Source organism: Streptomyces sp. JW3 (genome assembly GCF_052216785.1).
Classification (GTDB): Bacteria; Actinomycetota; Actinomycetes; order Streptomycetales; family Streptomycetaceae; genus Streptomyces.
Window position 1 is genome coordinate 1 of the sequence record NZ_JBQOUX010000024.1, and the last position, 16,836, is coordinate 16,836.

The window sequence follows — 16,836 nt, forward strand, 5'->3', positions numbered from 1 at the left end:
GGCCCGCTCCAGGCAGACCTGGGCGCGGGCCTCGGCCTCGGCCGCCTCGTCGGCCAGTTCGCGCAGCCGGGCCCCCCAGCCGGCGCGTTCGCGCAACCGGAAGGCGAGTCCGGCGAGGGCGTCGGCGGCGCGGCGGGCCTTCTGGGCGGCCTCCTGCCGTTCGTCGCGTACGTGGACGGCCTCGGCGGCGGCCTGGTCGGCCTCCGCGCGTACGGTGCGGGCCTCGGCCAGTTCGGCCTCGCACTCGGCGGCGAAGGCGTCCGCCTCCGCGGCGGTCCGCACCAGCTCGGTGAGCCGGCCGGCCGGGCAGCCGGTGCGCCAGGAGGCGAGCCGCGCGGCCAGTTCCCGGTCCTTGCCGAGCCGGGCGGCCAGCGCCCGGATCTCCTCGTCCCGCTCGGTCGCCCGGGCGCGCAGCGCCTGCCGCTCCTCGTCGGCGGCGTACTCGTCGTGCATGGCGGGGTTCGGCGGTACGAGGAAGACGCCCTCGTCGCCGGCGCTCTCGGCCGGGGTGGGGGCGAGCAGTGCGGCGGCGGTGCCGACGGCGACGGCGGAGCGCGGCAGCAGGGCGGCGTCACCGAGGGCGGCGCGGGCCCGGGCGTGCGAGGCGGGGTCGGTGATGATGACGCCGTCGACCAGCTCGGGCCGGGCGGCGAGCACCCGGGCGTGGTCGGCGGGGTCGACGGCCTGGGCGAGGTAGCGCCAGCCGGGCAGGGCGGGGATGCCGTGCTCGCCGAGGAACTCGACGGTGGCCAGTACGTCCGGGCCGGGCGGCAGCAGTCCGCCGTCGCCGAGCGCGCCGAGGATGCGGGCGTCGTCGGCGGCGGCGGTGCGCAGGTCGAAGAGCTGGCGTTCGGCGGCGGAGACGGAGGTGTCGAGGAGCTCGCCCAACTCGTCGGCGAAGCGGTCGAGCTGCTCGGGGGTGAGGGGGGTGTCGCCCGGGGCGGGCGGGCCGGACGGTGCGTCGGTGCCGTCGCTGTCGGGGCCGGTGCTCGGCCGGTCCCGGCGGGGCCCCGGGATACCGGGGCGGGCGGTGGCCCCGCCGGTCGCGGAGGCCAGGCCGAGCAGGTCGGCGAGGCGTTCCTCGGCCGCCAGGGCGCCGGCCGTGCGGTGTTCGGCGTCGCGGGCCGACCGGGCGGCGGTGGCGGCGTCGGCCGCGCGGGCCGCGGTCAGTTCGGCGCGGCTCTCGGCGGCGGCCGCCTCGCGGGCCTGCTCGGTGGCCTGGCGGGCGGCCTCCCGGGCGGTGTCCCAGGCGGCGACGGTGGTCTTCTCGGCGTCGCTGGCGGCGAGGGCGGCGCGGGCCGGGTCGGCGTCGGGCGTGCTGTCGTCGAGCCAGCCGGCCCGGACCGCCTCGGCGGTCTCCTGCTCGACCTCGGTCAGCCGCTGGCGCAGGTGGCCGGCCTCGCTGCGGGCGCGCTGGGCCTCGGTGGCGGCGGCGGTGGCGTCCTGGTGGGCGGCGTCGCCGGTGTCCTGGAGGGCGGCGGACCGCTCCTCCTCCTCGTTGGCCCGGTCCTCGGCCTTGCCGGCCGCCGCGTGCAGGGCGCGGACCAGGTCGACGGCGGCCTTGGCGCGGGCGGCGAGCGCGGGCGCGGCGTCCCGTTCGGCCTCCTGGATGGCGGCGGAGACGCGGGAGACCCGGTCGGTGGCCACGCGGTGCCGCAGTACCGCCTCGGCGGCCTGCCAGGCGGAGTGCAGGGTGCGGGCGTCGGCCAGTTCCCGTTTCTGCGCGGCGGCGGACTTCTCGGCGGCGGCCAGGGCCAGCGAGGCGTGCCGGTAGGCGAGTTCGGCGGCGACCAGGGCGCTGCGCTCGCGGGCCGACTCGGCGTGGGTGACGGCCTGGGCGGCGGTGGTGACCCGCTGGGCGAGGTCCCCGGCGCGGGCCCGCTCGCGGGTGCCGCGGGCGGCGAGCCGGCGGGCCAGGGTACGGGTGCGGCGCTCGGCGGCGGTGTGGATGTCGCGGGCCAGGGCGCGGGCCCCGGTGGCTTCGACGATCCGGCCGAGCAGGTCGACGGAGCCGGCCGTGAAGTCGCGTTCGGCGATCAGTTCGGCGCGTCGGCCCAGCTTGTTGCCGAAGCCGCTGACCAGGTCGGCGAGTCCGTCGGTGTCCCGGGTGTCGGTGACGGCGCGCAGCAGCAGGTCGGTGAAGTCGGCGTCCTTCTTGACCGCGAAGAGGCCGGCCGCCTCGCCCTCGTCGGCGTTCATCTCCCGCTGGTAGCGGAAGAGTTCGGGGTCCAGGCCGAGGTCGCCGAGGTGTTCGATCCAGCGGTCGTGGATCTCCTCCCAGTGCACCTCCAGGTGCGGGTACGCCTTGCCGGCCTCGGTCAGGGCGTCCCGGAAGCCCTTCATGGTGCGGCGTCGGCCCTGCGCGCCGGAGGCGCCCTCGACGGGCGGGCGGACGGCGGTGGACTCGGCGACCGGGAGGTTGTCCAGGGTCAGTCCGGGGCCGGGCCGGAAGGAGTACCAGGCCTCGGCGAACTTCCGCGGGTCGCCCGAGACCTGGCGGCCCCGCCACTCGCTGACCTTGCCGACCACGACGCACTCGCCGGTCAGGACGTGCTGCCACTCCAGGGCCACGTGTCCGCAGTCGTCGGCGAGCAGGAACTTGCGCAGTACGCCGGAGCTGGCGCCGCCCAGGGTGTTGCGGTGGCCCGGCAGCATCACCGAGAAGATGAGCTTGAGCAGGACCGACTTGCCGCCGCCGTTCTCCAGGAAGAGCACGCCGGCGGGGGCCGGGCGGCGCGGCGGGCCGACCGGCTCCTCCTCGAAGAACTCCGCCTGCGTGGGCGCCGGGTCGGGCACGGTCTCGCCCACCCCGCGCAGGTCAAGCACGGTGTCGGCGTAGCGCGCACCGGCGGGACCGATGGAGTAGAGGCGGACCCGGGACAGCTCGTACATGGCGGACTCTCGGCAGTCTTCGTGAGGTCGGTCGGTGGGGGCTCAGGCGGAGTGGAACGGCAGGCCGGCGTCGGCGACCAGGTCCAGGTCGTCGGTGTCCTCGGCGGGCAGCAGGGTCGGGGTGCCGTCGGTGACGGGGACGACGCCCAGCTCCAGCAGTTCGGTCAGGGCGGCGCTGCCGGCCAGGTCGCGGACCTGGAGCTGGTAGCGGGCGGTGGTGCGGTAGGTGCCGCCGTGGTCGTCGCCGGTGCGCTGGAGGAAGCCGGAGTCGGTGAGGAAGGCGACGGCCTTGGCAACGATGCCGGTGGTCGAGCCGGGCAGCCGGCGGGCGTCCTTGGTGGCGCCGGTGGCGCTGCGCCGGACCCAGATCCGCCAGGCGGATTCCAGGCCGGGGGCGTCGCTGACCGGGTCGGTGTTCTCGCCCTGTTCGGCGGCGCGCTCCTCCAGGCGGCGGCAGGCCTGGCGGACGAAGCCGTCCACGCCGTTGACCGTGACGCGGCCGATGTAGCCGTCGTCGGCGAGGTCCTCGGGGCGCGGGAAGGCCAGTGCGGCGACGGCCAGGTGGGCCAGGCCGTGCAGGAAGCGGTCGGCGGAGTCGGTGGCGGCGCGGCGCGCGTAGTCGCCCATGCGGACGGCGAACACCGAGTCCTCGGCGGCGGTCACGGCCATGCCCGCGCGGGCGGACACCTCCAGGACGATCAGGCCGAGGCCGGTCGCCACGGCGTCGGCGAGCCGGGCGAACGGCGGGTCCTCGCGGTAGCGGCGCAGCAGGTCGGCGTACTCCTGGTCGCGGGCCGGCAGCAGCTTGGGCTGGAGGCCGAAGGCGACCAGCCGGGCCGCGTCGGCGGCGTCGGCGGGGGTGACGGCGGGCGCCCTCTCGGCGGCGGCCGGCTCGGCTTCGCTCCAGTCGACGGGCTCGGTCACGGTCGGTACTCCTCGCTGCGCTTGCGTTTGTCCGTGGTCGTGCCGGTGCCGGTGCCGTCCGGTCCGGCGCCGCGCCGGTCACGGCCGTTGCCCAGCACACCCCGGCGAGTCGTCCCGGTGCCGGCCGGCCCGGTCCCGCGCTGGTTACGACCGATGCCCCGCACGACCCGGCCAGCCGTCCCGGCACCGGCCGGCCCGACACCACACCCGTCACGACCGATGCCCCGCCCATCTGCTGGGCGCCCACTGGTCACGCCGCCTCCGTCCGGGCCGCCGTCATGCCGGCCGCGTCCAGCAGGGCGGTGCCGACGACGAGGTCGGCGCCGCCGAACTCTGGGTCGTCCAGCTCCGTGCCGTCGTCGACGGCGAACAGCAGCTTTCCCTCGCCCTGCCGGTAGGCGGTGCCGACCGGCGGACTGGCGGCGTGCACCGCGAGCAGGGCGACCAGGTAGGGCAGTTCGGGGTCGCGGCGGCGGGCCTCGGCGAGCAGCCCGGAGAGCCGGCGCGGCGCGTCGTGCGGCAGGTCGAGCAGGTCCTTGGCCGCCGCCAGCTGCGCCTCGCTGAAGCGGCTGTCGTCCGGGGTGGCGATCAGGTCGGGCTCGGGCATCTCGACGCCCAGGTGCTCCCGCTCGACGGGCGGGGTCAGCAGCAGGTCGACGAGGTCGCCGACCCGGACCGAGACGGGCGTGCGCAGCCCGGTGCCGTGGGCGAAGAAGGCGTCGGTGACGCGCAGCGCCCGCTCCACGGGCAGCGGCAGGACGGGGGCGAGGAGGTGGCCGTAGAGGTCGGTGCCGGAGGAGGTGAGGGGGGTGGCGAACGCCTGCCGGTCCTGTTCGGCGCGGAACAGCGGGCCCGCTTCGAGGAGTCGGGACTGGAGCTGGGTGTGGCGGCGGATGCAGTCCTTGACGATGTCGACCAGCTCGGCGGCGCGCCGCTTGTGCTCCAGCTCCTCGGACTCGTCGCGGGCCTTGCGGATGTTGGTGAGGATCGCGTTCTCGTGGCGGTACCGGTCCGCCACGTGGTCCAGGGCCTCGGCGATCATGTCGGGGACGGCTTCCAGCCAGTCCACCGCCCGCACATTGCGCCGGGTGGCGTCCAGGGCGCGGCGCAGCGTCTCCGAGTACTGCACGGTGCGGTAGCGGGCCTGCTCGGCGGCGAGCTGGGCGTCGGCCAGCCGGCCGCGGCTGATCAGCACCTCCAGTTTCACCTCGGCGGCGATCTGGGCGCTGGTGACGTCGGTGTCCAGGGCGCCGACCAGGACGTTGACCGCCTCGTCGGTGGTGCGCAGGTACACCGTGCCGCCGGGGCCCGGGACCTCCTCGATCAGCTTGAAGTCGTAGTCGCGGCGCACATAGCTGCCGTCCGGCTCGAATGTGCCGTAGACGGCGCGGAAGCCGCGGTCGACGCTGCCGACGTTGATCAGGTTCTCCAGGACCCAGCGGGCCACCCGCTCGTGCTCGGCGACGGGGCGGCCGGGGGTCTGGGCGGCGACGCGCGGGACGAGCCGGGCCACTATCTGGTCGTGGTCGGCGCCCGTGTCGAAGTCCATGTTCAGGGTGACCAGGTCGATGGCGGCGAGGGCCACCTCCGCCATGCCGTAGACCGAGTACTCGCCGGCCAAGTTGGCCTTGCGGGCGTCCAGGTCGTGCAGCGGGGCGGTGCAGGCCAGGGCGCGCAGCCGCCGCGCCAGCCCCTCGTCGGCGGCCGGGCCCGTCGCGGGGCGCGGCCCCGCGCTGAGCTGGGGCGGAGCGCTGTCCGTCGATGCAGGCGAAGTCACGGTGCACAGACTAGGTCCTAGGTCTGACATCGGCCCAAACGACCGCAGACGTCCCCTGCCAGGGGGCTGCCGCGGACCGGCCGGGGCGGCCCCCGGCGCCGGCCCCGGCCCGGTCAGCCGTCCTCGCCGACCCGCCGCCGGTACACCTCGAGCACCCGCTCCAGCGAGGTCGACAGGTACGCGGCGAGGAGCCGCTCGGCGCCCTCCCGGTCACCCATCTCAAGGGCCTGGAGGACCTCGCGGTTGCGGGCGATGTACGGCTCGTGCAGGCGGCGCGGATCGTCCACGACGTGGAAGGCGAGCCGCAGTTCGGCGAAGACGCTGCGCATCACCTCGTCGGTGCGCTCGCTGCCCGCGAGGGCCACCAGCGCCTGGTGGAAGTGGATGTTGGCGGTGCCCACCCGTTTCCAGTCGCCTTCCTCGGCCGCCCGCCGCCCGTCCTCGACGGCCGTGGCGAGGCCGGCGAGCGCGTACGGCGGCTCGTCGAGACCGCGGACCACCGCGCACTCGACCAGGGAGCGGGTGCGGTAGATGTCCTCGACGTCGTCGACGGTCAGCACCCGGACGAAGACGCCGCGGTTCAGCTCGTGCACCAGCAGCCGCTCATGGGTGAGCAGCCGGAACGCCTCCCGCAGGGTGTTGCGGGAGATCCCGAGCGCGCCGCCGATGCTGTCCTCGGACAGCCGGGTGCCGGGTGGGAAGAATCCGTCGGCGATCCGGCTCCGGAGGATGTCCGAGACCCGCTCGGCGGTACTGGTGCGCCCCAGGAGGGCGCGGTCGTCGGCGAGTTGCGCCAGCTGCTCTGCCATGCCCGGAATTCAACCTCAGACACAAGAACGAAACAACAGGGGTATTGAGGGATCGTTGAACGATCCTCTACGGTACCTGCCATCGGTACCGGACCTCGACACCGGACCTCGGCTCATCAGCACGCACCCTCCGTCCTCCTTCTGCGAGGTGCCCCATGAGCACAACCCCTCCACCGCAGGCCCCGCTCACCGTCGTCCCGCACCCCGACAGCGGCCCGGGCGGCTCCGACGACGGCGCCCTGGCCTGGCTGCGCGCCCTCGGCCCGCGCGGCCGCCGCGCCTTCGCCGGCGCGTTCGGCGGCTACGCCCTCGACTCCTACGACTACTTCACGCTGCCGCTGAGCATGGTCGCGCTGGCCGCGTACTTCGGCCTGGACAGCGGCCAGACCGGGCTGTTCACCACCGTCACGCTGGTCGTCTCGGCGGTCGGCGGGGCGCTCGCCGGCGTACTGGCGGACCGGATCGGCCGGGTCAAGGCGCTGCTGCTCACGGTGCTCACGTACGCCGTGTTCACGGTGGCCTGCGGTTTCGCGCCCAACTACGGGACGCTGCTGGTCTTCCGGGCCCTCCAGGGGCTCGGTTTCGGCGGCGAGTGGGCGGTCGGCGCGATCCTGGTGGCCGAGTACGCGAGCGCGAAACACCGGGGCCGCACCCTGGGCGCGATCCAGAGTTCCTGGGCGGTGGGCTGGGCGCTGGCCGCGATCGTGTACACGGTGGTGTTCTCGGTGGCCGACGACGCGCTGGCCTGGCGGATCATGTTCTGGACCGGCGCGCTGCCCGCGCTGCTCGTCCTGTGGGTGCGGCGCAGTGTGCACGACGCCCCCGAGTCCGTCGCCGCGCGCGAACAGAGCACCCGGAAGGGCTCGTTCCGGGCGATCTTCGCGCGGGGCACGGCCGGCGCCCCCGGGCTGCTGCGGACCACGGTCTTCGCCGGGCTGCTGTCCACCGGTGTCCAGGGCGGCTACTACACGCTGGCCACCTGGGTGCCGACGTACCTGAAGGACGAGCGCGGTCTGTCGGTGGTCGGCACCGGCGGCTATCTGACGTTCCTGATCTCGGGCGCCTTCATCGGCTATCTGACCGGCGGTTACCTCACCGACCGGCTGGGGCGCCGGCGCAACATCTGGCTGTTCGCCCTGCTGTCGGCCGTCTGCGTCCTGGCGTACGCCAACATTCCGGCCGGCGCCGACACCCTCCTGCTGGTGCTGGGCTTCCCGCTCGGGTTCTGCATGTCGGCGATCTTCAGCGGCTTCGGCTCCTACCTGGCCGAGCTGTACCCGACGGCGGTGCGCGGCACCGGCCAGGGATTCACGTACAACACCGGACGGGCGGTGGGCGCCGTCTTCCCCACGACGGTCGGCTTCCTGGCCGACAGCTGGGGCGTGGGCGGCGCGCTGGTCTTCGGCGCGATCGGCTACGGCATCGCGGCGGCGGCGCTGCTCGGACTGCCCGAGACGCGCGGGAAGGAGCTGGCATGAACGGCACGCACCAGGTGACGGAGGACCGGGCGGTCACGCTCGTCGACGACCGCGCGGGCGCGTGGCGGCCGGAAGCGGCCCGGGCCCGGTTCCGGGAGGGGCTGGCCGGCCCCACGGCCGGGGTCGCGGCCGGTCGCACCCAGGCCAATCTGATCTCCGTACCGGCCGACTGGGCCTACGACATGCTGTTGTTCTGCACCCGCAACCCGAAGCCGTGCCCGGTGCTGGACGTGACGGACGCCGGATCGTGGACGACCGGGCTGGCCGACGGCGCCGATCTCCGTACCGACCTGCCGCGCTACCGGGTGTGGCGGGACGGGGAGTTGGTGGCGGAGCCGACGGAGGTGCGGGCGCACTGGCGGGACGACCTGGTGTCGTTCCTCATCGGGTGCAGCTTCACCTTCGAGTCGGCGCTGTCCCGGGCCGGCGTCCCGATCCGCCACGTCGAGCAGGGCCGCAACGTGCCGATGTACGTCACCGGGCGGCAGTGCCGTCCGGCCGGGCGGCTGCACGGTCCGATGGTGGTGTCCATGCGCCCGGTACCGCCGCGATACCTGTCGGCGGCGATCCGGGAGACGAGTCTGCTCCCGGCGGTGCACGGCGGCCCGGTGCACTGCGGCGACCCGTCGGCGCTCGGCATCGCGGACCTGGAGCGGCCCGAGTTCGGTGACGCGGTGGACCGGGAGCCGGACGACATCCCGGTGTTCTGGGCGTGCGGGGTGACCCCGCAGGCGGCGGTGATGGCGTCGCGTCCGCCGTTCGCGATCACGCACGCGCCGGGGCAGATGCTCGTCACGGACGCCCGCGACGAGCAGTACCGCGTGGTGTGACCTCTTGGCGGGCGCCGCGTCGGCCTCAGGCGGCCTCAGGCGGCCTCCCTGCGGTCGGTGACCGACAAGGCCGCCAGGGCCGCCGACACCGCCGCCGAGGCGCGCAGGTCGAGCCGGGCGCTCGTGCCGCGCGCGCGGTGGCGCAGTTCGGCGGCGGCCAGGGTGAGCAGTTGCGGCAGCAGGTCGGTGGAGCGCCGGGCCACCCAGCCGGTGCCGGCGGTGGCCAGCCACCACAGGCTCGCCGACCGGGTGGGTGCCGGGGAACCGGGCTCGGCCGAGGGCGCCGGCCCCCGCGCGAGTCCGTGCCCGGCGAGCAGCGCGTGGGCGCGTACGGCCAGTTGCCGGTGCCCCCGCTCGCCGGGGTGCAGCCGGTCCGCGCTCCACATCGCGCGGTCGGTGATCCAGTCGCCCTCGCCGGCGTGCAGGTGCAGGGCGCCGTACCGCTCGGACAGCGCGTGCACCACGGCGTTGACGGCCCGTTGCCGCCGGGCCAGCGGCCGGGCCAGCGCGCCCGGCAGCCCGAGCATGGTGCCGGGGTCGGGCAGACAGGCGGTGAGGAGGACGGCGCCCTGGGCGCTGAACGCGCCGTACACCTCGTCCAGCCGGGCGGCCACCGCGCGGATGTCGAAGGTGCAGCGCAGGGTGTCGTTGACGCCGATCACGACGGAGACCAGGTCCGGCCGCAGCGCCAGCCCGGCGGGCAGCTGCGCCTCCAGCACGTCCCGGGACTGCGCCCCGCTGACCGCGAGGTTGCGGAACTCCACCGGCCGCTCGGACTCCCCGGCGAGGGAGCCGGCGAGCAGCGCCGCCCAGCCGCGCCAGCGGCCGTCGACGGGGTCGCCCACCCCCTCGGTCAGCGAGTCGCCGAGCGCCACGTACCGCGGCGGCCTCATGCCGCACCCCGGTGCACAGGTGCCGGCACCGGCACATCGTGCGCCGCCAGGAACCCGGCAACCGCCGTCCCCCAGCCGAAACACTCCGCACGCGCGCGTGCCGCCACCCGCCGCCCCGGCTCCGCACGCGCCACCAGCAGCTCCACGGCATTGGCGAACGCCTCCCCGTGATCGGCGGCGACCGCCCCGGCGGTGCCGATCACCTCGGGCAGCGCGGACGAGGCGCTGGCCACCACGGGGGTGCCGCACGCCATCGCCTCCAGCGCGGCCAGTCCGAACGTCTCCGCCGGTCCGGGCGCCAGGCACACATCGGCGGACGCCTGGAGCGCGCCGAGCAGCCCGCGGTCGCCCACGTGGCCGAGGAAGTCGACGGGCAGCCGCCGCTCGCGGGCCCGCTGTTCGAGCCGGCCGCGCAGCGGGCCGTCCCCGGCCACCACGAGCACCGCCCGCCGGCCGCGCCGGCCCAGCGCCTCCAGGGCGTCCAGGGCGGTCCCGGGCCGCTTCTCCACGGACAGCCGGGAGCACATCACTAGCAGCGTCCCGGCGCCGCCCGCGTACCGCGCCCGCACCCGCGCGTCCCGCAGCCCCGGGTGCCGGGCGACGAGATCGACGCCCAGGGGGGCGCGTACGACGTTGCGGGCCCCGATCCGCAGGAACTCCCGTTCGGCGAACTCGGTGGTGCACACCACGCGCGCGTACGTGTGCGCGGTACGGGTGTTGAGCGCGTCGGCGGCGCGGCGGGCCGCGGCCTCGGACAGGCCCCAGGTGCGCAGCACGCCGTCGGCGGTCTCGTGGGAGACCATCACGGCGGGGATCCGGGCCCGCCGGGCCCACTTGCCGGTCCAGCGCAGGGTGGTGCGGTCGGACACCTCCAGGCGGTCGGGGGCGAGGTCCGCGAGGAGCGCGGCGACCCGCCGCCGGTCGGTGAGGACGCGGTAGCCGCCGGTGCCGGGCAGCAGCGGTCCGGGCACGGTGATCACCCGGCCCTGCTCGGTCTCCTGGTCGCTCGCGCGCTCGCCGGGGACGACGAGGACGGGCTCGTGCCCGGCGGCGAGGTACCCCTTGCCCAGCTCCCGCAGGGCGGTGCGCAGGCCCCCGGAGGCGGGGGCGACGAAGTTGGCGAGCCGGACGATCCGGAGGGCGCTCATGCGGTGGCCACCGCCTTCCGCCCGGCGCGGACACCGACGCGGCGGTCGGCCACCACGCCGGCGTCCACCGCCCGTCCTGCGGCACGCACCCCGGCGCGGTCCTGATCCATGACGAAACCGAAGCCGCTCACGCCTCCAGCACCGCCTTCCATCCAGCGCGGGACACCGACGCGGCGGCCGACCGGCCGACCGGCATCAGCCACCCGTCCAGCGGCCCGCACCCCGGCGCGGTCCTGATCCATGACGAAACCGAAGCCGCTCACGCCTCCAGCACCGCCTTCCATCCAGCGCGGGACACCGACGCGGCGGCCGACCGGCCGACCGGCATCAGCCACCCGTCCAGCGGCCCGCACCCCGACGCGGACCTGATCCAAGACGAAACCAAAGCCGCTCACGCCGCCAGCACCGCCTTCCGTCCGGCGAGGACGTCCGTGTAGTGCCCGATCAGCCGGTCACCGACGGCCGCCCAGGTGCGCCCCTCGACGGCCGCCCGTCCGGCGGTCCCGAAGGCGGCGCGCAGCGCGGGGCCGGCGGCCAGGGCGGCCACCGCGTCGCGTACGGCGTCGGCGTCCCGGGGCGGCACCAGCAGTCCGGTGCGGCCGTGGTCCACCAGGTCCAGCGGGCCGCCCGCGGCGGGTGCGACGACGGGGACCCCGCTGGCCATGGCCTCCTGCACGGTCTGACAGAAGGTCTCGAAGGGGCCGGTGTGGGCGAAGACGTCCAGGGAGGCGAAGAACCGGGCCAGGTCGTCGCCGGTGCGGCGGCCGAGGAAGACGGCGCCGGGCAGGGCCTGTTCCAGTCCGGCCCGGCTGGGCCCGTCGCCGACGATGACGACGCGTACGCCGTCCAGGGCGCAGGCCCCGGCCAGCAGCTCGACCTGCTTCTCGGGGGCGAGCCGGCCGACGTAGCCGACGATCAGCTCGCCGTTCGGGGCGAGTGCGCGGCGCAGTGCCTCGTCGCGCAGCTCGGGGCGGAAGCGGACGGTGTCCACGCCGCGCGGCCAGAGCCGGACCCGGGGCACGCCGTGCGTCTCCAGGTCGTGCAGGGCGGCGCTGGAGGGGGCGAGGGTGAGGTCGGCGGCGGAGTGCACGGAGCGGATGCGCCGCCAGGCCGCCGCCTCGCCGGCCCCCATGTACGTACGGGCGTAGCCGGCGAGGTCGGTCTGGTAGACGGCCACGGCGGGCACACCGAGCCGGGCGGCGGTGGCCATGCCGCGGACGCCGAGGACGAAGGGGCTGGCCAGGTGGACGATGTCCGCGCGGTGGGCGGCGATGGCGGCGGCGACGCGGCGGCTGGGGAGGGCGACGCGGACCTGGGGGTAGCCGGGCAGCGGGAGGGAGGGGACGTGGACGACGGGGCACGGGGCGAAGGGGTCGGGCCGGGTGCCGGGAGCGGGCGCGGGGGCGACGACGAGGGGAGCGTGACCGCTGTCGACGAGGTGCCGGGCGGTCTGGAGCGCGCAGTGGGCCACGCCGTTCACATCGGGGGGAAAGGACTCGGTCACGATGACGACACGCATATCCGTGTTGTCGCCGGGCTGGACGTGGTCGCGTCAACGTCGATCTTTCCGGCCGAGGAACGGCCCATGAGCGTTGGACTGCCCACCCGGGCAGGTCGGGCCACGTCCACGCGCGCCTGACCCGCGGGTCATCCCTCGTTCATCCGGCGCGCGCAGGTCCGCCCCGGCCGGGCTCGCGCACCCCCTGGGCGCCCGCGCGCTCCCCGCTCGCCCGACGGGCGGCGCAACCCTCACACCGCGGACGCGTCCGGTCCGATCCGGCTGCGTACGGCGGTCTGCACCTCGGCCTCCTCGGCCGGGTCGGCGGCGAGCCGACGCAGCCGTTCGACGACCCGGTTGTCGCCGGTCTCCGCGTGCCGGGCGGCGAGTTCGCGGGTGGTCTCCTCGCAGTCCCACAGGCACTCCACGGCGAACCCGGCCGGGAAGGACGGGTCAGTGGCGGCCAGCGCCCGGGCGGCCCGGCCGCGCAGGTGGGAGGAGGCGGTCTCGCGGTAGATGTGCCGCAGGACCGGGGCGGCGCAGGCGATGCCGAGCCGGCCGGCGCCGTCGACGAGGGTCCACAGGGTCGGCGCGTCGGGGCCCTCGCCCCGTACCGCCTCGCGCAGCGCGGCCAGCACCAGGTCCCGGTCGGCCGCGCAGCCCCGGCAGGCCAGTACCCGGCCGGCGGCGGCGCCGAGCTCGTCGGGACGGTGGACCCAGCCGCGGGCCCGGTCCACCACGTCGTCGCCCCGCATGCGTTCGAACGCGTCGACGGCGGCCTCTACGACCCCCGTGGTACCGGTGGCCACGGCGTGCTCGATCAGGTCGAGGGCGGCGGGGTCGTCGGTGTCGGCGAGATAGCGCAGGGCGGTGCAGCGGGCGCCCTCGGTGCCGGACCGGGCGGCCTCGACGATCTCCGGCCGGTCCTCGGGGCCGGCCACGGCGGTGAGGCACCGCGCGGCGGGCACATGGAGGGCGGCGCCGCGCTCCAGCCCCTGCTGGGCCCAGTCGAAGACGGCGGCCACGCTCCAGCCTGGGCGGGGTCCGGCCGGCCGCAGCTGCCGCTGCCAGCGGTCGAAGCAGCCGGCCTCCTGGGCGGCCCGCACCCGCGCGGCGATCGGTTCGCGGGCGTCCTCGGCCCACAGCCGCCAGGGCCTGGGTTCGAAGGCGTCCCGCACGGCGGCGGCCAGCTCGGCCTCGCCCTCGGGGTCGGCGGGAAAGCGCGCCAGCACGGGCTCGGCCAGGGCGCGCAGCCCCGCGTCGTCGTCCCGCAGCGCCAGTTCGTCCAGCGCCCAGGCCCAGTTGGCGCCGCGGGCGGCGTACCTGCGCAGCAGTTCGAGGGCGTCCCGCCGGCCGTAGGAGGCGAGGTGCCCGAGGAACGCCAGGGCGAGGCCGGTGCGCGACTCCTCGGGGTCCAGGACGTCCTCGGTGTCGAAGAGATGGGCCTCGACCGCGGTCAGCTCGCCGTCGAGGTCGAGGAAGAGGCGGGCGTAGTAGAGGGAGCGGTTCTCCACCTGCCAGTCGTGGCGTGGGTCCCGCAGCACGCAGTGGTGCAGGGCCGCGAGCGCCTCCGCGCGCGGCGCGGTGAGCGCGTGCAGCGTGCCGTCGCCGCGTCCCCGCTGGAGCAGGCCGAGCAGCGTACCGCTGGGCGCTATGACCGGATCGAACATGGGAAACAGCCTCACATCAAGACATCAAGCGTCGACGCAACCGGGTGAGCACGCGTTTACCTGGCCGCGCGACAACACGTCGGAGCGCCCGCCGTCTCTTGCTTGCCGAAGACCATTTTCCTCTGCCTCTCGTCGGTGGCCCTTGCGGACCGGGGCACGGTCCGCGCGGTGCGGCAACACCTGCCCAGCCGTCACGTCCGTGAACCACGTCGTCATGATGACCCGGCGCTTCGTCCCGCCGCGACCGAAATATCGGCGGTGGCGGTGCGTCACCGCGCGCCGAAGAGTTCCAGCAGTTCCTTGCGGTCGAACATGCGGGCCGTGTCGACGGCCGAGGGGGTGCCCGCCGCGGGGTCGGCGCCGGCCTCCAGGAGGGCCTTGATGACGTCGGTCTCACCCTTGAAGACGGCTCCGGCGAGCGGCGTCTGGCCCCGGTCGTTGATCCGGTCGGCCTCGGCGCCGCGGGCCAGCAGGGCGCGGACCGTGCCGGCGTGGCCGTGGTAGGCCGCGAGCATCACCAGGGAGTCGCCGCGGTCATTGGTGAGGTTGACCGGGACACCCGCGTCGACGTAGGCCACGAGGGGCTCGGTCTGCCCCTGCCGGGCCAGGTCGAAGATCTTGGTCGCCAGCTCGACGACCTCCGGGTCGGGGGTTTCGCTCATGGCGGGACCACCTCTCTCAGACGTTCGTGGGTCCGTACGCGCGTGGCCGCGAGCGGGGCGGCCCGTACGAGTGAATCGCCAGGGTACTGGCTCGTAGGACACATGGCCCGGGGCACCCGAGGTAAAGATCACCACGGCCGGGCGGACCCGGGAGACGGTCCGCCACGCGGGGTAAAACGGCCGTTTTTCACCCGGTTGCACCTTTAATCGTATAGATACATGCTGTGATCCTGGAAGTACTCATGGTGACTGTCCCCGCGAACCAGGAGAACTCACATGATCCTCTCGATCTCAGGCGTGGTCCTGCTCGGCGTCGTCGTCTTCATCTACTTCCGCAAGGACGGCCTGAAGGGGTCGCACGCCGTGGTGGCCATGCTGTTCGGCTTCTACCTGTCGAGCACCGCCATCGCCCCGAGCATCAAGGCGGGCGGGGAGAGCCTCGCCGGTCTCCTCGGCGGCTTCAAGTTCTGACCGTTCCCGTCCCTGTCCGCACTTCCAGGAGGCAGCAGTGGCCCGGCGCCCCCTCCCCCGCATTCTGAGCAACGGTGGCGCGCAGCTGGCCCGGAGCCGGGAGCTGGCCCGGACGGCGGCCGGCAGCGCCACCGACGTCCTCCAGCCGCTGATCATGATCGGCCGCGGCCTCGGCCGGCTCGCCGCGGCCGCGCGGCGCAGGTGGACCGAGACCCCCAAGGACCGGCGCGGCGCGCTGCTCTTCCTGGTGGCCTCGGTCGTCCTGGTCGTGGCCCTGATGCCGTACGGCCCGCTGCTCGCCGCCGTCGCGCTGATGGCGGCGGCGGCCTGGCAGGGCCGCGACCGCGTCCCGTCCGGGCCCGACGGACCCGACGACGCCCGGACCCGGCGGCTGACCTCGCTCTACGAGGCCCTGGTCCCCTACTTCTCGCTCGCCGAGGACCCCGACCCGCTGTACGCCCACGGCGGCTCGTGGGAGAAGGCGTTCCCGGTCCACGAGTTCGACGCCGACGGCCGCCTCGCGCACCTGGTGGTGCACTACCCGGCGCACTTCACCGACGGCGAGGCCGCCGCCCGGGCCCGGATCGAACACCTGCTCACCGCGAAGGCGGGCCGCGGCCGCGAGTACCGCTTCGGCTGGGACGAGGAGGCCAACCACCTCACTCTCACCGTGCTGCCGCCGCTGCCCACCGACCTCGCCGCCCAGCGCTTCGTCACCGCGCCCGGCGAGACGGTGCTCGGCTTCACCGACCCCACCCGGGTCCAGCGCACCCTCCCGCTCACCCACGGCGCGGAGCGGCGCGACGTGCCCCCGGTCGTCTGGCGCACCGGCGTGCGCTCCACCGAGCCGCATCTGCTGGTCCTCGGCCGGCCGGGCACCGGCACCTCCACGCTGCTGCGTTCCGTCGCCCTCCAGGCCCTGCACCACGGCGGCGATCTGGTGATCGTCGACGGCGGCGGCACCGGCGAGTACGCCTGTCTGACCGGCCGGGACGGCGTGCTGGCCGTCGAGTGCGGCCTCACCGGGGTACTGACCAGCCTGGAGTGGGCCGCGCAGGAGACCGAACGCCGGCTGATCGCCGTCAACCGGGCCCGGCAGGAGGGGCAGCCGCCGCCCGAGGACACCCGGCGGCCGCTGTGGCTGCTGCTGGACCGGCCGAGCGCCTTCACGCACCTGGCCGGCGCGGACGGCCGGGGGGATCCGCAGGCCCTGCTCCAGGTGCCGCTCCGGCACGGCCGGGCCGCGCACGTGACGGTGGTGGTGGCCGACCAGCTGGACGCCCTCGACGCGCTCGGCGACCCGGTACGGCAGCACACCCGCGCCCGGGTGGTGCTCGGCGCGGCCGGCCCGGACGAACTGGCGGCGGCGCTCGGCGCTCCCCCGGGGACCACGCCGGTCGACCAGGTGCCGCCCGGCCGCGGCTACGCCCGGCTGGGCACCGGCCCGGTGCTCCGCCTCCAGGTGCCGGCCACCCCGGACCCGTACGACGACGACGCCGACGACACCCACCGGCAGGGCGTCCTGGAACTGCTCCCGCCGCGCACCACCCCGGCCGACGGGGAGCACGTGCCCGACGTCCCGGGCGACGAGCCGGAGACCACCCCGAAGCCGGAGCCGGTCCCGACCCTCACGGGGCCCGAGGAAGAGAGGAAGAAGGAGAAGGAGAAGGAGAGGGACAGGGAGGGGGAGAGGGACACGGAGACGGAGACGGCGGTGGAACAGCAGCCCGAGAAGAAGTCGGTGCCCACGCTCATCAAGCCGTAGCCGAAACCCGCGACCGGGG

13 protein-coding genes and 1 pseudogene are annotated in these 16,836 nt (G+C 75.4%); 4 read left to right on the top strand and 10 right to left on the bottom strand.

The genetic code is table 11. The features are described from left to right. From ACTT8P_RS12820 to ACTT8P_RS12835, 4 genes and pseudogenes are all read right to left on the bottom strand, one after another. Positions 1-2,892, bottom strand: a pseudogene (locus ACTT8P_RS12820) (hypothetical protein); the annotation flags it as partial. 42 nt (positions 2,893-2,934) lie between these two features. Continuing rightward, complete coding sequence (locus ACTT8P_RS12825; RefSeq protein ID WP_442831732.1) at positions 2,935-3,816, bottom strand: hypothetical protein; 882 nt, start codon at positions 3,814-3,816, stop codon at positions 2,935-2,937. A 250-nt stretch (positions 3,817-4,066) separates the two neighbouring features. Next, on the bottom strand, positions 4,067-5,593 hold the full coding sequence (locus tag ACTT8P_RS12830; RefSeq protein ID WP_442831733.1) for a hypothetical protein: 1,527 nt from the start codon (positions 5,591-5,593) through the stop codon (positions 4,067-4,069). A gap of 113 nt (positions 5,594-5,706) precedes the next feature. Beyond that, positions 5,707-6,402 (bottom strand): GntR family transcriptional regulator, encoded by a 696-nt coding sequence (locus tag ACTT8P_RS12835; RefSeq protein WP_442831734.1) that lies wholly within the window; start codon positions 6,400-6,402, stop codon positions 5,707-5,709. A gap of 155 nt (positions 6,403-6,557) precedes the next feature. Here ACTT8P_RS12835 and ACTT8P_RS12840 point away from each other — a divergent pair, with 155 nt between their 5' ends. Both ACTT8P_RS12840 and ACTT8P_RS12845 read left to right on the top strand, forming a co-directional pair. After that, on the top strand, positions 6,558-7,880 hold the full coding sequence (locus tag ACTT8P_RS12840; RefSeq protein WP_442831735.1) for an MFS transporter: 1,323 nt from the start codon (positions 6,558-6,560) through the stop codon (positions 7,878-7,880). Beyond that, a complete protein-coding gene (locus ACTT8P_RS12845; protein ID WP_442831736.1) occupies positions 7,877-8,710 on the top strand; it encodes a putative hydro-lyase in 834 nt (277 codons plus the stop codon). Before ACTT8P_RS12840 ends, ACTT8P_RS12845 begins: the two co-directional genes overlap by 4 nt. A 35-nt stretch (positions 8,711-8,745) precedes the next feature. On the opposite strand, the gene ACTT8P_RS12850 is transcribed toward ACTT8P_RS12845, so the two are convergent. From ACTT8P_RS12850 to ACTT8P_RS12875, 6 genes are all read right to left on the bottom strand, one after another. After that, a complete protein-coding gene (locus ACTT8P_RS12850; protein ID WP_442831737.1) occupies positions 8,746-9,603 on the bottom strand; it encodes an SGNH/GDSL hydrolase family protein in 858 nt (285 codons plus the stop codon). After that, positions 9,600-10,751 carry a glycosyltransferase gene (locus tag ACTT8P_RS12855; RefSeq protein ID WP_442831738.1) on the bottom strand — a complete coding sequence of 384 codons (1,152 nt, stop codon included), beginning with the start codon at positions 10,749-10,751 and terminating at the stop codon, positions 9,600-9,602. Before ACTT8P_RS12855 ends, ACTT8P_RS12850 begins: the two co-directional genes overlap by 4 nt. Continuing rightward, complete coding sequence (locus ACTT8P_RS12860; RefSeq protein ID WP_442831739.1) at positions 10,748-11,146, bottom strand: hypothetical protein; 399 nt, start codon at positions 11,144-11,146, stop codon at positions 10,748-10,750. Before ACTT8P_RS12860 ends, ACTT8P_RS12855 begins: the two co-directional genes overlap by 4 nt. Next, positions 11,143-12,270: a glycosyltransferase family 4 protein gene (locus ACTT8P_RS12865; protein WP_442831740.1), complete on the bottom strand. Its 1,128-nt coding sequence runs from the start codon at positions 12,268-12,270 to the stop codon at positions 11,143-11,145. The genes ACTT8P_RS12860 and ACTT8P_RS12865 overlap by 4 nt, the downstream gene beginning before the upstream one ends. A gap of 230 nt (positions 12,271-12,500) precedes the next feature. Further along, positions 12,501-13,919 carry a HEAT repeat domain-containing protein gene (locus tag ACTT8P_RS12870; protein WP_442831741.1) on the bottom strand — a complete coding sequence of 473 codons (1,419 nt, stop codon included), beginning with the start codon at positions 13,917-13,919 and terminating at the stop codon, positions 12,501-12,503. A 269-nt stretch (positions 13,920-14,188) separates the two neighbouring features. Continuing rightward, complete coding sequence (locus tag ACTT8P_RS12875; RefSeq protein WP_442831742.1) at positions 14,189-14,581, bottom strand: ankyrin repeat domain-containing protein; 393 nt, start codon at positions 14,579-14,581, stop codon at positions 14,189-14,191. A 276-nt stretch (positions 14,582-14,857) separates the two neighbouring features. On the opposite strand from ACTT8P_RS12875, the gene ACTT8P_RS12880 reads away from it, so the two are divergent. Both ACTT8P_RS12880 and ACTT8P_RS12885 read left to right on the top strand, forming a co-directional pair. After that, a complete protein-coding gene (locus tag ACTT8P_RS12880) occupies positions 14,858-15,052 on the top strand; it encodes a hypothetical protein (protein ID WP_361166858.1) in 195 nt (64 codons plus the stop codon). Between the two features lie 37 nt (positions 15,053-15,089). Further along, a complete protein-coding gene (locus ACTT8P_RS12885; protein WP_442831743.1) occupies positions 15,090-16,817 on the top strand; it encodes a hypothetical protein in 1,728 nt (575 codons plus the stop codon). Positions 16,818-16,836: the final 19 nt, after the last annotated feature.

Coding starts and splice junctions, on each gene's coding strand:
- ACTT8P_RS12835 (WP_442831734.1), bottom strand. CDS start 6,402: ATGGCAGAGCAGCTGGCGCAACTCGCCGACGACCGCGCCCTCCTGGGG.
- ACTT8P_RS12840 (WP_442831735.1), top strand. CDS start 6,558: ATGAGCACAACCCCTCCACCGCAGGCCCCGCTCACCGTCGTCCCGCAC.
- ACTT8P_RS12845 (WP_442831736.1), top strand. CDS start 7,877: ATGAACGGCACGCACCAGGTGACGGAGGACCGGGCGGTCACGCTCGTC.
- ACTT8P_RS12850 (WP_442831737.1), bottom strand. CDS start 9,603: ATGAGGCCGCCGCGGTACGTGGCGCTCGGCGACTCGCTGACCGAGGGG.
- ACTT8P_RS12855 (WP_442831738.1), bottom strand. CDS start 10,751: ATGAGCGCCCTCCGGATCGTCCGGCTCGCCAACTTCGTCGCCCCCGCC.
- ACTT8P_RS12865 (WP_442831740.1), bottom strand. CDS start 12,270: ATGCGTGTCGTCATCGTGACCGAGTCCTTTCCCCCCGATGTGAACGGC.
- ACTT8P_RS12870 (WP_442831741.1), bottom strand. CDS start 13,919: ATGTTCGATCCGGTCATAGCGCCCAGCGGTACGCTGCTCGGCCTGCTC.
- ACTT8P_RS12875 (WP_442831742.1), bottom strand. CDS start 14,581: ATGAGCGAAACCCCCGACCCGGAGGTCGTCGAGCTGGCGACCAAGATC.
- ACTT8P_RS12880 (WP_361166858.1), top strand. CDS start 14,858: ATGATCCTCTCGATCTCAGGCGTGGTCCTGCTCGGCGTCGTCGTCTTC.